15 protein-coding genes are annotated in these 14,340 nt (G+C 48.7%); 6 read left to right on the top strand and 9 right to left on the bottom strand.

Going from position 1 to position 14,340, the window contains the following annotated elements:
* Nucleotides 1–23: 23 nt before the first annotated feature.
* The 8 genes from clpX to BSZ32_RS03430 all read right to left on the bottom strand — a co-directional run bounded on the left by clpX (nt 24) and on the right by BSZ32_RS03430 (nt 9,388).
* The gene (gene clpX / locus BSZ32_RS03465) at nt 24–1,310 is read right to left on the bottom strand and encodes an ATP-dependent Clp protease ATP-binding subunit ClpX (protein WP_105042133.1); all 1,287 of its coding nucleotides are present in this window, start codon (nt 1,308–1,310) and stop codon (nt 24–26) included.
* Between the two features lie 204 nt (nt 1,311–1,514).
* The gene (locus BSZ32_RS03460; protein WP_338066251.1) at nt 1,515–2,168 is read right to left on the bottom strand and encodes an ATP-dependent Clp protease proteolytic subunit; all 654 of its coding nucleotides are present in this window, start codon (nt 2,166–2,168) and stop codon (nt 1,515–1,517) included.
* The gene (tig, locus tag BSZ32_RS03455; protein WP_105042132.1) at nt 2,161–3,492 is read right to left on the bottom strand and encodes a trigger factor; all 1,332 of its coding nucleotides are present in this window, start codon (nt 3,490–3,492) and stop codon (nt 2,161–2,163) included. Before tig ends, BSZ32_RS03460 begins: the two co-directional genes overlap by 8 nt.
* Before the next feature lie 340 nt (nt 3,493–3,832).
* Nucleotides 3,833–5,962, bottom strand: coding sequence for an InlB B-repeat-containing protein (locus BSZ32_RS03450; RefSeq protein ID WP_105042131.1), 2,130 nt, complete (start codon nt 5,960–5,962; stop codon nt 3,833–3,835).
* Nucleotides 5,963–6,506: 544 nt separating this feature from the next.
* Nucleotides 6,507–6,848, bottom strand: a complete 342-nt coding sequence (locus BSZ32_RS03445; protein WP_105042130.1) for a hypothetical protein — start codon at nt 6,846–6,848, stop codon at nt 6,507–6,509.
* Between the two features lie 280 nt (nt 6,849–7,128).
* Nucleotides 7,129–7,842, bottom strand: a complete 714-nt coding sequence (locus BSZ32_RS19115) for a phenylacetate--CoA ligase family protein (RefSeq protein WP_206018707.1) — start codon at nt 7,840–7,842, stop codon at nt 7,129–7,131.
* A gap of 89 nt (nt 7,843–7,931) precedes the next feature.
* Nucleotides 7,932–8,498, bottom strand: coding sequence for a phenylacetate--CoA ligase family protein (locus BSZ32_RS19110; RefSeq protein ID WP_206018706.1), 567 nt, complete (start codon nt 8,496–8,498; stop codon nt 7,932–7,934).
* 425 nt (nt 8,499–8,923) lie between these two features.
* Nucleotides 8,924–9,388 carry a pyridoxamine 5'-phosphate oxidase family protein gene (locus BSZ32_RS03430; RefSeq protein ID WP_105042128.1) on the bottom strand — a complete coding sequence of 155 codons (465 nt, stop codon included), beginning with the start codon at nt 9,386–9,388 and terminating at the stop codon, nt 8,924–8,926.
* A 670-nt stretch (nt 9,389–10,058) separates the two neighbouring features.
* Between BSZ32_RS03430 and BSZ32_RS03425 the strand changes: the two genes are divergently transcribed.
* The 5 genes from BSZ32_RS03425 (at nt 10,059) to BSZ32_RS03410 (ending at nt 13,118) form a co-directional block, all read left to right on the top strand.
* Nucleotides 10,059–10,274: a hypothetical protein gene (locus tag BSZ32_RS03425; protein ID WP_105042127.1), complete on the top strand. Its 216-nt coding sequence runs from the start codon at nt 10,059–10,061 to the stop codon at nt 10,272–10,274.
* Between the two features lie 491 nt (nt 10,275–10,765).
* Entirely contained in the window at nt 10,766–11,230 is a 465-nt protein-coding gene (locus tag BSZ32_RS03420; protein ID WP_105042126.1) for a hypothetical protein, read from the top strand.
* A complete protein-coding gene (locus BSZ32_RS19995; protein ID WP_276308395.1) occupies nt 11,227–11,361 on the top strand; it encodes a hypothetical protein in 135 nt (44 codons plus the stop codon). Before BSZ32_RS03420 ends, BSZ32_RS19995 begins: the two co-directional genes overlap by 4 nt.
* Nucleotides 11,362–11,393: 32 nt before the next feature.
* Nucleotides 11,394–11,801: a hypothetical protein gene (locus BSZ32_RS03415; protein ID WP_105042125.1), complete on the top strand. Its 408-nt coding sequence runs from the start codon at nt 11,394–11,396 to the stop codon at nt 11,799–11,801.
* A gap of 291 nt (nt 11,802–12,092) precedes the next feature.
* Nucleotides 12,093–13,118, top strand: coding sequence for an arsenic resistance protein (locus BSZ32_RS03410; protein WP_105042124.1), 1,026 nt, complete (start codon nt 12,093–12,095; stop codon nt 13,116–13,118).
* 67 nt (nt 13,119–13,185) lie between these two features.
* Here the strand turns inward: BSZ32_RS03410 and BSZ32_RS18250 are convergent, their stop codons facing one another.
* On the bottom strand, nt 13,186–13,875 hold the full coding sequence (locus tag BSZ32_RS18250) for a hypothetical protein (protein WP_165788613.1): 690 nt from the start codon (nt 13,873–13,875) through the stop codon (nt 13,186–13,188).
* Between the two features lie 223 nt (nt 13,876–14,098).
* On the opposite strand from BSZ32_RS18250, the gene BSZ32_RS19105 reads away from it, so the two are divergent.
* On the top strand, nt 14,099–14,340 hold a 242-nt coding region (locus tag BSZ32_RS19105; protein ID WP_206018705.1), incomplete at its 3' end, for a hypothetical protein.

Raw genomic sequence — 14,340 nt, 5'->3', positions numbered from 1 at the left:
TCGAATGATTTGTAAGGTTGGCTTTAAGCGGCGCTACTCTTTTTCTTTTTGAGGATCGGTAACTTAGTTCCCTCTACCACAGCGCGGTTGATGGTGACACTTTCGATGTCTTTGCGGCTTGGAATATCGAACATCACATCGAGCATGATTTTCTCAACGATAGAGCGAAGTGCTCGTGCGCCAGTTCCACGGCTGACCGCTTCTGCTGCGAGGGCTGTCAGTCCGTCCTTGGTGATGATGAGTTTGACATCATTCATGCTGAGTAGCTTCTGGTATTGTTTTACCATGGCATTTTTCGGCTCAGTGAGGATCTGTACGAGTTCGTTTTCGTCGAGTCGGCGAAGTGCAGAGAATACTGGAAGACGACCAATGAACTCGGGAATGAGTCCGAAGTGAAGTAGGTCTTCAGGCTGTACCATGGTCAGGAGTTCGCGATCTTCTTTGTGGGATACGTCTTCTTCAGAGACTTTGAAGCCGAGTGTGCGCTTGCCGAGACGGTCGCGAACGAGGTCTTCCATACCAACGAATGCTCCACCCACAACGAAGAGAATTTTCTCGGTGTTGACCTGGATGTATTCTTGCTGTGGATGCTTGCGGCCACCCTGTGGTGGGACATTACAGACGGTGCCTTCGAGGATCTTAAGCAGAGCCTGCTGGACACCTTCACCTGAAACGTCACGGGTGATGGAGACGTTTTCAGTCTTGCGGCCGATTTTGTCGATCTCATCGACGTAGATAATACCGCGTTCAGCTTTCGCGACGTCGCCGTCGGCTGCTTGTAGCAGACGGAGTATGATGTTTTCTACATCTTCACCTACGTATCCAGCTTCGGTGAGCGTGGTGGCGTCGACGATGGAAAATGGGACGTCGAGTACGCGTGCAAGTGTGCGTGCGAGAAGAGTTTTACCTGAGCCAGTGGGTCCAAGCATGAGGATGTTAGACTTCTCAATCTCTACGTCTGCGAGTTCAGGATCGTGCGGGTGATCGTGCTGACGGAGACGTTGGTAGTGATTATAGACGGCTACAGAAAGGGTCTTTTTGGCGTGTTCTTGGCCGATGATGTACTCGTTGAGTTTATCACAGATTTGGGAAGGAGTGAGGACATCAGTGTGTGGAGTCGCTGGTGCGTTGATGTTTGTCGGAGAATTGGCGTACTTGGTGACGCCGTTGAGCTCTTTCTGCAGAATGGTCGAGCATACTTGGATGCATTCGTCGCAGATATAGACTCCTGGGCCAGCGACGAGTTTTTTTACCTCTGAGTGGCTTTTACCACAAAAGGAGCACAATGTTAGATTATTGGAACGTGCCATAATAGTGACCTAGAAACCTGGGTTTTTAGGTGAGTTGAGTTTAAAATATAGGGTGAATTCGGATGAGAAGTTTGTACGATCATCGGGCTCGTACGGCTATACATTATGTACGTGTATCGAACCCACTGCAAGCAGCTTTTAGTTGAAGAAAAGGGCGCTAGAGATAATAACTAGCGCCCTTTTTAAAGTTGGGAAAGAGGAGGGCTAATTCTTCTTTTCAGGAGTATTGTTGATCTCGAGGACTTTGTCGACGAGGCCATAGGCAACCGCTTGCTCAGCAGACATGTAGTTGTCGCGGTCGGCATCCTTTTCTAGCTGCTTGGCAGTTTTGCCAGTGTGCTTTGCTAGGATGTTGTTTAGACGGCCTTTGAGGCTGTACATGAACTCGACTGTGCGCTCTACGTCAGAGGCTGTTCCTTGTGCCCCACCAGAAACCTGGTGGATCATCACGTGTGAGTTAGGAAGGCAGAAGCGCTTCCCTTTAGTACCAGCTGTGAGGAGTATTGAGCCCATAGAGGCACAGATTCCGATACAGTAGGTGTTCACATCACATGTGAGGAACTGCATGGTGTCATACATCGCAAGACCAGCAGTGACGGAGCCACCAGGTGAGTTGATGTAGACGTGAATGTCCTTCTTCGGATCTTGCATCTGCAAGAAAAGGAGCTGCGCGATGACGGCGTTTGCCACGTGGTCATCAATCGCAGTACCAATGAAGATAATGCGGTCCTTGAGCAGGCGAGAATAAATATCATACCCGCGCTCACCACGGCCATCGGTTTCGATGACTGTAGGGATCGGGTAATAATTGGCCTGCGGGGCCATTGGATTCGAGTTTTGGATGTTGGGATTAAGCATCATTTTTTTCTTCAGTAACAGTTTCGCCAGTTACTTTCGCGTTCTCTACTAAAAAGTCAATTGTCTTGCCGATAAGCACTGAGTTACGAACGTTCTGAATCGCGTTAGCTTTCTGCAGTTCCTTGATGTACTTCTTCGGTGCTTTGTTTTCCTGTTGAGCCATCTGGTAGATGCGCTGAAGTACGTCTTGGTCTTCAACCTGGATCTTTTCTTTGAATGCGATCTCCTGCAGGAGGAAGTTTGTCTTGAGGTTTGTACGAGCTTGAGCAGCTGCGTTCTGTTCGAGCTCGTCCTTCTGGGACTTTAGCATTTCCTGCGTCATGCCCTGCTTCATTGCGCGCTGCGCCATGCTCTGGATGTTACCCTGGGTTTCAGCTGCAACGAGTTCTTCAGGAAGGTCGAAGTCAACAGCTTGGTTGAGTTGCTCAACGATCTGGTTCACTTTAGCGTCTTCAGCTGCGCGATTCTTTTCTTCAGCGAGTTGCTGTTTGATCACTTCCTTGAGGTCATCGATGCCCTTATCAGGCATAAGCTTACCTGCGAACTCGTCGTCGAGTGCTGGAAGCTCTTGCACCTTGATTTCCTTGATTGTGACTGCGAATACTACGTCAGTACCGCGAACGTCAGAGATTGGGAAGTCTTCACCGATAGAAATGGTGACTTCTTTTTCTTCGCCAACATTGAGGCCTTTAAGCTGAGGGCCGAAAGTAGGAAGGAATGAATCTTCTTCGATCTTTACCCAGTGACCTTCGCGGCCTTCGAGGAATCCAGCTGGCTTGCCGATTGCTTCTGCAACTGGCTTACCGTCGAGAGTGGCTTTGAAGTCAATCACTGCGAAGTCACCGTCATCAAGTGGACGGTCAGAGATTTCAGTGAAGTCAGCAAAACGTTGCTGAAGCTCAGTGAGTGAGTTGGCTACGTCCTCGTCAGTTACTTCGGCAGAAGGAACGTCGATGGAGAGACCCTTGTACTCAGGGAGTTCAAACTCAGGAGCGAGTGTGATAGATGTCTCGAACGTGAATGCGCCGTCATCTTTGAAAGTTGGAGCTGCTGGAACCTGTACGTTGAGTACTTTGAGGTCTTCTTGCTTGATCGCAGCGTCGCAACCTTCTTGAACAAGACGGTTAGCGAGCTCGCCTTCGATTTCCTTTTCGTAGCGTTTCTCGATCATTGTCACAGGAGCCTTACCTTTACGGAAGCCTGGGATGTTAGCCTGACCGATGTAGGACTTGAGGATGGTTTTGCGCTCGGAAGCTACTTTTTCAGCGGGAACCACAACGTTGACTGTTGCGGCACATGTGTTCTTTTCTACTGTGATATTCATGACGAAATTGATTCGATATTGTGATCGTTGTCGTGGCTGAATACGTAAGATCTTCAGCTCGCGGGCGGGAAATTAGGCAAGATTTGGCAGAAGGTCAAAGCCGAAAAGGCGCTATTCACACTAATTGATCCAGTTTTTTCGGCTGAGCCACGGTAGGCTGAGGTTTCACGGAGGAGGGGGGAAGTGTGAATAAACCATTTTCAAACGCTGGAGTTATGGCAGAACACCATGAATCAAACTTTAAACGAAAGGTGAAATCCCCACTTTCTTCCGTGCAGCGCATTTACTGAAATCCCCCAAAAATAGCATTTGTCTCTTTTGGAGCGCTAAGTATTATAATCTATTGAATGGGAGTGGGTGTCACCTTGCAGCGGTAGAAGGCTTTTTCTGGCCCTAGCGGCAGCAAAAAGGTGAGCCATTGAGTAATCGCATCATCTGAGAGAGCCCCAACCGTAGCGTCTAGAGTCCAGCTATTTCCACCAAGATTACTAGAGCTTTCTAGCTGATAGGTCACATCCAGTGTGCCAAAGTTCAGTGGACGGCGGAATTTAAACTCCACCTTATTAGTCCCAGCATCGTCAACGATCTGGATCGCTACAGCCGCATTGGCTGGGTCTCTCACCTTAGGATCCAGGCCAAATACCATTTCTTCGAAGGTGGTGTAGCCATCACCATCATCGTCGGCATCATAGGCAACCGTGCCGACTCTCTCAAAATGAGCGGTTTCCCAAGCATCATTCAGGTTATTACCGTCACTATCGTTGAGTCGGTAGTTCGCTGTCACTTCCGCTGTATTGCTGGGCATCGTATAGGTCGTGGTCGCAGTGTTGGAGTCGCCAAAGCTGCCTCCATCGGATGTCGTCCAATTCTCGAAGTGCTGACCAGCAGGCGCAGTTTCAGCGATGATGTAGGCAGCCAGGCCTTCAAGAATAGTTCCGTCTCCAGATCCATTGCTTACCGTAAGCGGATAAGAATTTTCATTTACCGTAATAATAACAGTGTCGATCCCAGTCCTGCCGTCATTATCTGTCACAGTGAGTGTGATAGTGTGCACCCCTTCAGCAAGGTTTACTGTAGGGTTTTCGCTTGCGGCAATGACGCTATTGTTATTTTTCCATTCATAGCTAGCAATGCTGCTGTCGCTATCTGATGAAGCGGAGGCATCGAGACTGACTGACTCACCAGCCAGCGAGTCACTATCTGTGATGGTTTGATCCGCGCCAGCATCGGCAGTCGGCTCACCGACAAACTGACTTAGACCGACAAGCTCTCGAGTGTCTTGGTAAAGATTTACTTTGGCGGGGTTCTGAGTAGCAGAGACATACTCACCATTAGGAAGATTGAGAATGTAGTCGCGAGGGAGTTCACCAAACCAGTGTTCAAAGTAGTTTGAATAACTATGCACTACCTGGCGATCGTATCCAGACTGAGTTTCATAGGAGCTTACGATGTCATGCATAGCATCTTCAAAAGTGACAGGAGCGGCGGCATCCACTTTAAACCGAGTGGCAAGGGGTTCATTACGAATTTCTTCCCACCAAGTCTCCTCATCGGAATTTGGCCAAAGTCCTGCGTAGTCCCACACTTCGAATCCTGAAGATATTTTTTTGTTATTCGCTGTCGCGTAATTGACGATGGGAGTGAGCCAGCTTTTAGCTATTGAAACCTCATCATTGTAGGACATGTAGGCACCGTGGCCGATAGTCGCCATGACATGCTCGTTCATAGGTTTGGTTGAGCCATTCCAAGTGATGTTTTGATTTCTCCATTTAGGTCGGAGCGCTTGAGAAATCATGATATTTGGAGAATGGGCATCGACCCAGTCCTGGCCAATTTTCATGGTATCAAGGAGGTCATCGTAAACTGTTGTGTCTCCAGGCTCTTGGTCTAAATGAATACCAGCCACCGGAGTGGTTGGGTGAGTTAGGTTGAAATTATGCACCGCTTCAGCTAAGAGCTTTATTGATTGTTTATTGGCTGTAATCGTCATCCGCGAGTCGTTGGGGTCGTCCCACAAGTAGCACATCAACCAGACCTGAATACCTCGGCTATTTGCCTCTACCACAAAGGTTGCAAATCCAGCTTCATTCGGAACTCTTGGCGTAGCATTGTCCAGATCCGCCATATTCCATTCCCATACAGCATTGAAGAAGTAGAGCACTCTGATCGATTTGTTCTCACAAAAGTCAAAAAACAAATCTTGTGACCCTTTGTAATTTTCATAGAAGCGCGCCTCGGCGTTTCGGGGAGCTGAGGGAGTTGGGTCCCATGAACGATTGTCGTTTTTTGTGCCAGATATAGCAGCTGGGTTCCAGACCCACATGGCGCGACGATCTGGGCAATCGAATAGATCCCATTTTTCGCCACCATTCCATTCGGCGCATTGAGCTAAGTTACTGAAAAGTAGCGTCAGAAATGCAAGTAAAGTGCGAATGTGGGGGGTGATTGATTGGTGTGAGGTGAACCGCATAGTTCGACCTCTGAGTAGCTTAAATGAAGTTGTGGAGTGGGGGTAGGAGTAAGATTCGGTGTCGATGTAGATTGAGGTTTTGTGGTGCTGACGTTCAAGATAGACTTGTCACCCCAAGCCTTGCTCGGCTGGGACTCTTCGTTTTTTCGAGTGGCTGGGTTAGGGCGATGGGAAGGCATACTACGCCGGTAAGCCGGGTTTTGTCAAACTTTCAATACTATCAATAGTATATAATAATATAGATAGAGAGTTATTTGCATAAGGTTTCATATGTGGCGGGCGCCGGGCAATATTTTTTAAATATCCAATGATTTCCGCACAAGACTGGGCATCGCATTTGTTCCGCGAAGCACACTTCTCTAAAGCCCCAAAAAACAACATTTGTCTTTTTTGATTCTCTAAGTGGTACAATAACTTAACTGGTAAAACGTAATACTACGTACGGGTGAAAAGGAATTCCTATAGCTACAGAGTTCCTTCTTAATTGGACAAATCTTGATGCGCGGCAGTATTAGTTCCATTATTGGCTGACCAATAAACACGTTTAAGCACTCACTCGTTTCTGCGGTAGAAAAATGACCACTAGCTGCGCGATGGAGCTTAAGATGACCAAGCCAACGCGGAAAGTCGCGTCCTTCTCAGGCTGCGTAATAAATTCCCTGAAGTAGAAACCGAAGACTATGGCGGCAGCGCAGAAGGCCGTGATTGAAGCCGCACGATCTAGCCGCTTACGGTAGAGAAAGCCCGCAACAATGGCTACTAGACCAATAATCAGGCAAAACCAGAGAGAATTTGGCTTGTATGCTGCCGCTTGGATACTGCGCCAAAGGCCAGTCCAGACGACATGGAGCCCAAAAATAATGGTGAATAGATCGCGATGCGGCATGTTTTTGGTTGTTTCAGAATAGTATGGAAATACCAGGGGTTCTTACAAGGTGAGACGCGACCCATCAATCACGAATTTTAGCCGGTTTTTCGAGTTCGAGTGGGGGAGTTTTTTGGGGTTGGAGAGAGTCTAAGGTCTGAAGGTTGAAAGTCGGGGGAGATCGCGTGGTCGCGATGGATTGTTTTGATTGAAGTCACCAGAATTCGTTGGTTTGACTTTTAGACAGTTGAAGTTTTGGAAAGTGTGGGAGTTTCATTGTCTGAAAAATATAGGAGCGTACTCAAGCATCACATTTCAATGGGATCACTTCATGAAACTTACCACTTGCAGTTAGGTGAGGCGGCGCATTACTTTTTTCAACTTTCACATCTACTAGTCCATTTTTTGCAAACACCTCACTGACTGACTGCATTATTGGCTCAAAAATTTGGTCTGGATTTTCATGATCTAAAAGATCGGCCCTAACTTCAAAAACACATTCTGAAGTTTGGACCAATTGCACTCGCTGAGCGCTGTCATGTTCTAAATCAAAAGCTAAAGGTGATAGAGTGACATTTCCCACTCGAACTACTGTTGCCTGCCTTCCCTCAATTTGAAAACTTCTAAAGGGCGAACCACATGGACAAGGGTCACGATAAAATCGCAAGCGATCCCCAATATTATAGCGAATAAAAGGCTGAACATGATTGGAAAGTACAGTTAACAACGCCGTGGTGGATAGTTCCCCATCCCGAACAGGTTGGTTGTTTTCATCTACTGCTTCTAAGATGACCCAATCTTCAAGTACATGTTGACGGCCACAATCGCACTCAAAGGCCATGAAAAGACACTCGGTACAGGCATAGGTATCAAGAATGCGGAACTCAAGTGAAGGGAATGCTTTTTCAACGCGGTTACGAAGCTCAGCCGTGAATGTCTCGCCTGCAACCTTGAAGAATTTAGGTTCTATTTCTAAACGACCAGCTTCTTTTTCGCGGGTCAAAATCTCCAGCATACTTGGATAAGTGGTTATAGAAGTTATTTGTTTAAACCCATTGAGCTGCTGTACCGTTTTTCCGATCGCTTGCTCTACCGAAATAAAAGTTAACTTTTTGCTAGTCGTGGAACTAAACCTTGTATGAGCTTATAAAATCCAACACCAGCAAAATGGCCATTTCCCCCAGAAATTATAAGATGAGTACCCGTCTTTTGAATTTTCCCGGTCATTCTTAATTGCCGCAGAGAAAGCCGAGCCAAGGAAAGGCCAAAGAGATACTCAAGTACAGATGATGGGAGCACCACTACCGCAGGTTCCCCTGAGCTGCCAGAAGTTCTAAAAACGGCATATTGGCCAATCGGAACGCCAAGCATATCCATATTACCCATATGTTCTCTTACTTGAGCAAGAGTTAAAGAACGATCGGTGAGCCAATTATCAAATTCACCCATAAGATCCACCTTAGACGTTACAGGCAGATCGTTTAGCTTAACAAGATTTGTGTCAGGCAAGTGAGCATAAAGTTTATTAAAGTATGGAGAGCTCTGACGGGCCTCTTGTAGAAGACGTCGAAGGTTTCCCCGCTGTTTTCCTTCAATCCTTTTACGGCCTCCCCAAGCCGTCCAAATGCCGTCTATAAAGTATCCAAATGTTCGAATTAAGCTATATTTCATGCAGATATCTCTAACCTTCCTCAGTTATATAACGTAAAGCACACCGATCGCTGTCGCTCAGTGCTCTTTAGGTTGTGGGTTGTGATAAATTGTCATAATTAGCTCGCTATAAGCGGGTCAGTGCTTGGGTGCAGCGTCATGGTTTCCGGTCTAACGGATGAGCCGGTGAACAAGATAAGGCATCACCTGACTCACCAAAGCCCAAGTTCTACTATTTTCTTATACAACTCAGAGTTCCAAAAGAACCAAATGCCATTTTCTTGCAACAGGACCGTGGTTCGTATTGTCTGGCTAAGAGGTCGTGTGGGAGTTTTGGGGTTTTGGAGTGCGGTCGGCTTGACGCCGCTTTTGGGGATGGATCTGGCTCGACACATGGGGGTGGAGCTGGAGTCACGGTTGCAGATGAAGTCTCTGAGCCACTAGCCTCAGAGGCTTCCCTCAGCAGACGAAGGGACGTCGTGGTAGTCCAGTGCCCATTCGCGCATGAAGCGCACCCGCTCGGGAACAATCCGATAGAGGATGAATTCTGGGTTTTCTGGACTTCCTAGATACTGTTTGAGAAGGGGATTGGAGGACCAGATTTGCTCTAGGAGGGACTGCTCAGTGACCACTTCGGCGGTTCCGGTGAGGCGGACTTGATCGTGATTTGGTGCGAGATAGGCGAGCTCGACTCTAGGGTTGGCCGCAATTTCGGCGGTCTTGTGGTAGCAGGCCAGATTGGCGACGTAGACAGTGAAATCAGAATCTACCCGAACTGGCGAGACCGGACGCAGCCTCGGTTGCCCCGTCACGTCGACCGTAGCGAGCATGGGGAACTTGGCAGCCTTGATCACCGTGTGGGCGAGCGCGTGCAGCTGGGTGAGATCGACGGATTCGGATTGGGGTTTCATGAAATAGTGCGCGCAATTGCTGGGGGTTTTCTTTTTTGCGCGGAGTTAAGTTGAGGGGGGATAAAGGAGAGTGGAATAGGTGGATTTATAACAACTGCCCAGTGGGATGGCAATGGGGGAAAGCCCCAATGAGCAAAACATTGGATGAGCAGCCACTTTGGGCCTCCAACCCGGGATTTGGTCGAAGCACCCTGGCTCTGCGCCGGTGGGTTCCCTTTCCTAGTTGAACCAGTTCAGCTTCGGTTAGTTATCGAGGATTCATTCCTTGATGGCTTGCCAGAGCGGCTCGATGGGCTTCATGGAAACGTACTAGGGCGAACGTACTAGGGGACAGGGCTCTAGATTTGACCGTCTCGGTCGCTCAAAATAATCCCAGCGAAGCTGCTGACTCACAGCGCTCAGACCTCACCAGCGAACTTCCGCCTGCCATTCAGTCCCGTCATCCACACACACAACTCTGGCTGATATAGCCCTCCATAGACCCAGATCTATTTTTGAGATCCTTTACAGATAAAGGGAGAACTCAGGTTTCAGGTCAATTAGTCTGTCTCACTGTGTGTGTGTCACTGTGTGTGCAGCTGCTCTTTAGCCTGTTTGGCATTGTCCGCCTGCAGCTGGAGGACGGAGAGCAGGCTGGTGGCGAGGATCAGTGCGTTGATGGTTCTCATGGATGATCGAGGAAGATAGCGGAGTGTGGATTTTTGTCGATAGATTCATCCGGAAAAAAGGATCACTTATCGTCACCACCAATCACACGACACGACAATTTTTTATACAGAATTGGCAGGATTTTTCAGAATTGGCCCAATTGGTTTCTGATGATCTGGACAGCCTGTGGCTCAATACCGCTGAGAGGCCGGCGCGGCTAAGAGAGCATATTGTCTGATCAATAGAGATTGCGGTCTCATTGATCACGCGCACTGGGGAGTGTCGAAGGTCTGAAAGTCGAACGCCGTGCACAGCTCATATTGTCTGATAAATAGAGATTGTAACGCGACCGTCTCGGTCGCTCAAAATAATTCCAGCGAAGCTGCTGACTCACAGCGCTCAGTCCTCACCAACGAACTTCCGTCTGCCATTTAGGCCCGCCATCCCCACTCAAACCTGACTGATATAGCCCACCATAGACCTAGATCACTTTTACAGATAAAGGGAGTTCTCAATTTTCAGTATATATTGTCTGATCAATAGATGGAAGCTACTCGATATAGTATTGAAGTGATTTTCCTTTTGTTCGTGTTGCCAGATGTTGACCCTAACTTACTGCTTGATTCAGAGGCTGAGTGCTTGTTTGATTCATAGGTGCTGAATCCTAGTCTACTAAATTTGAAGTGCACTGAAGATCAGCGATTGGTGTGCTTTACGTTCTGCTCAACAATGAAGACTCAACTGCTAAGTCTAGTCATCGCGCTGGGAGTCTCTATGACGTCTGTTGCCGATGACGCCGGCGATAATTCTGTTCGCGAGCAAGCCCAAGACGAGCTTGGTCCAGGTTATGGCATGAAGGAAATGACTGCAACCTTCTCGATAGATTATAAGGCACTCGTTGAAGGATGCCAGCAAAGCGATAATTTGCGAAAACGGAGGAAGTTCATGTCCGTAATGCTCTGGCTTGCAGCGTATGGCGGATTAGATGGATACTACGCTAGCGATCATGCCGGCAAGATCGGCTACATCGTAAGTGAAATTGGCGATGATGCGATGGCCCGACTGGTTGTCGGCCAGCCTGAGGTTTTGCGATTGGCGGCTGGGCGTGATGTTGCCTTTGCTTTCGCTCTTTTCGAACCCGACGCTAGGAGTATGCGAAACTGTTTCCAAAAACCTTCAAAATTCTTGATATGATGGCAATCATTGATAAAGAAAACGCGAACTTTGTTCAACAAGACGGCGCGGATCAACCCGCTAGCGCTCCAGAATCAAAGCCCGAGGGCAAGGAGAAGCCGAAACCCGAATCCGAGGTGCGCCCCCAGTAGCAGGTGGCAGGCCTTTGACGTTCGCTAATAAAATGAAGACCCTAATACAATTGCTGATTGTTACGTTGAGCCTTTCCGCTTGTTCGACCAACGCACCTCACTCCGGAGCACTGGAATCGGGTCACTGGAGAAAAGTTAAGGATAAGCCTCCTACTTATTTTCCTGTAGGTGTCGATAAAGACCATCCAACTGGCTTCGATCATGGCTATTGGATCGAGACCGGAGACGCAAACGGGACCCGCTTTTTCGTGCCGCTGCGAAATACGAGATGGCCACGCGAGGAGCTCATCGCCGAGGCGCAAGATGCGATGAGCCCTCAAGCAAAGAAGGAGCTCAAGGTCAGTGAAACTCACAGTCTCATGATTGGTGCTGGGGGTGGAGTTCTACAAGTAATTGGCACTACCATATACGTATTCGCTAGGTGTATTTCCGGGGTCTAACGCATCGGTTCGTGTATGACAAATAAAGCAGCCGAAAACGCTGCCTCCATTCACTGCATGTCTCATAGTCTGTCTCATAGTCCCGCGCAGGATCATGCTCGGTGACTAAGCGAAAATCCCTGGCTGCGCAGCTAAAAAACAAGATAAGGTGAAGTCTTGAAAAAGAGTTTTCTAGTAATTAATTCTATTAGAAAGGGATGAAATATGTTTAAAAATAACTCTCTAAGTCTGCAGGAATAGCGCAGAGCCGAATAGGCAAGAATCTCCTGCGAATCCGAACGAACCAAAAGAATGAAAGTAGATCAACCAGAGGTTAAACTAGGCACCTTCGAAAAGTATTTGGTGCTCTGGATTCCACTCTGCATGGTGGCTGGCGGTTGGTTGTCTCGCTACACTACGATCGGTGAATCTATCGAAAGTTTTTCCATTCGGGGGATCTCGATCCCGATCGGTCTCTGCCTATTCTTCATGATGTATCCGGCGGTACTCAACTTGAGGGCTTCGGAGTTACGCAAGCTCAGGGAGACGCCCAAGCCCATCTTATTGACCTTCGTATCGAATTGGCTGGTCGCCCCGCTGGTAGGATTTGGGCTGGCGAAGATCTTCCTGTCTGGCCACGACGAGCTTTTCGTCGCGGTGATTCTCCTCAGTGCCAGCCCGTGCACGGCGATGGTTCTGGTCTGGGGTGCGATGGCCGATGGCAACCAGGAGCAGAACGTCGTCAACACTAGTCTCAATACCATCACGATCATGATTTTCTATGCACCATTCGTTGCTCTCCTCACGGGGATCCAGAACATCGAGATCGATCGATGGGGGCTGGTGATCTCAGTTCTCGTCTTCATCGGGTTGCCGATGTTGCTCGGACTGTTGACGCGCAAGATTGTTATCCCTTGGAAGGGGGAGGCATGGTTTGATGATGTCTACCGCCCCGTTCTTGGCCGGGTCTCGATGGGCGCGCTGCTGGTCACGCTGATCGTGCTTTTCGCACTGAATGGTACGACGCTCATGGGCAATCCAGGATCTCTGTTGTTGATATCGGTGCCGCTGCTGTTGGGGTTCGTCATCGTCGTGGGGTTCAATCTCCTGATGACAAGGCTTCTCCGACTGATGTATCGGGAGGCAGTCATCACGGTAATCATCGGATCCTCCAGCCATTTCGAGATCGCGATCGCTACCGCCATTGCCACCTATGGTGTGGGATCGGTAGCAGCACTAGGAACTACCATGGGGCTGTTCTGGGAGATTCCTATCATGTTGGGGCTGGTGTACTTTGCGCGGTATCTCGACAGCAAAGGCTTCTGGTCCAAGCACTAGCAAGCTGTGCAGATCGGAGAAAGATGGGGGATTGTAATGAATGCGAGGCGTTTCATGGGTCGGTTATTTACGATGATGGAGTCACTACCAATCTCATAAAATATTTTGATTCCGCAGAACTAAAATTAAAGGAACTGGCATCCATAATCTCAAGGGTGACTCGGGTCAAACTCTGGGATGAGCCTGCAGGTGTCCATATTTCTGTGAGAGCAATACGATAATCGACATCCTTGGAAAGGGCTTTCCATGCGCTGAGGTCATTCGATAAAGCAACGTCCCAAGTTGTCAGAGTACTCGCATCATAGGAAAAGACCAATTGCGTAACGCCGGCAGAGGTTCTGGTGATCGTCAGCTCACGAGCCGCATCTCTTTCAGCAGTTCCCGGAGGTGTTCCGTAGAATTGCTCAATGCCATCTCCATCGGCATCCGCGCCAGGAAGCTCGTATCCCGTGCCCAGGTTAGTCGCATATTCCTCGTAACTCATCCGGGCTGCCTCATCGGGTGCCAACGCCTGTGAGTGGTGCGATCCTTCTGCTCCTCCGCCAAGAAAACGAATGCGATACTTGTATTCGGAAATTGGCTGACTAGGTGAGTCGAGATAACTTTGCGTCGAGGGTATGAAGAGCGTCGTAACCGTTTGCCACGACAATGTCTGCGCCGTAGAGGGCAGTTCAGCGTTCAGGGTGGTAACATGACGGCGTTCGATGACAACATGGGTGGCCCCCCGCAGGCTCCGCATCCCAGGTGAGTGAAGCATTACCCGTAGCCTCTTCCACCGTAAATCCCGTTGGACTTGTAACAGTTGGCAGGGGTCGTAGGATATTCAGATCATATACAGGTGTTGTGGTATTTTCAGCCTGGTAAACAGTGATTTTGGCTGAGCTGAAATCGAGTTGATACCAGCTCGTCGCCTCGTTTTGCATCCCCTTCAGGTTCAGGTGATGCCTACGTCCCTCCAAATCATACTCTCCTGAGTGATTATGACCATCGAGCCACATAGCCACATTGGGATAGCCGTTGAGGATATCGAGCATTTCAACACTGTTGAGCATGGAGTGCCCATCGAATGGTTGGTGGATGGGATCATGTGTCATACAGATAACGGGCTCGCCCAGAGCCAGCGACTCGTCGAGCAAGTCCATCAGCCACCTACGCTGCTTGAGCGAAACGGCTCCATTCCACCATTGTTTTTGAACCCCCGTAAAATCATCATATTAACCTG

Source organism: Rubritalea profundi, from assembly GCF_002954445.1.
Taxonomy (GTDB): domain Bacteria; phylum Verrucomicrobiota; class Verrucomicrobiia; order Verrucomicrobiales; family Akkermansiaceae; genus Rubritalea; species Rubritalea profundi.
This window is presented reverse-complemented; position numbering and strand designations above follow the sequence as displayed.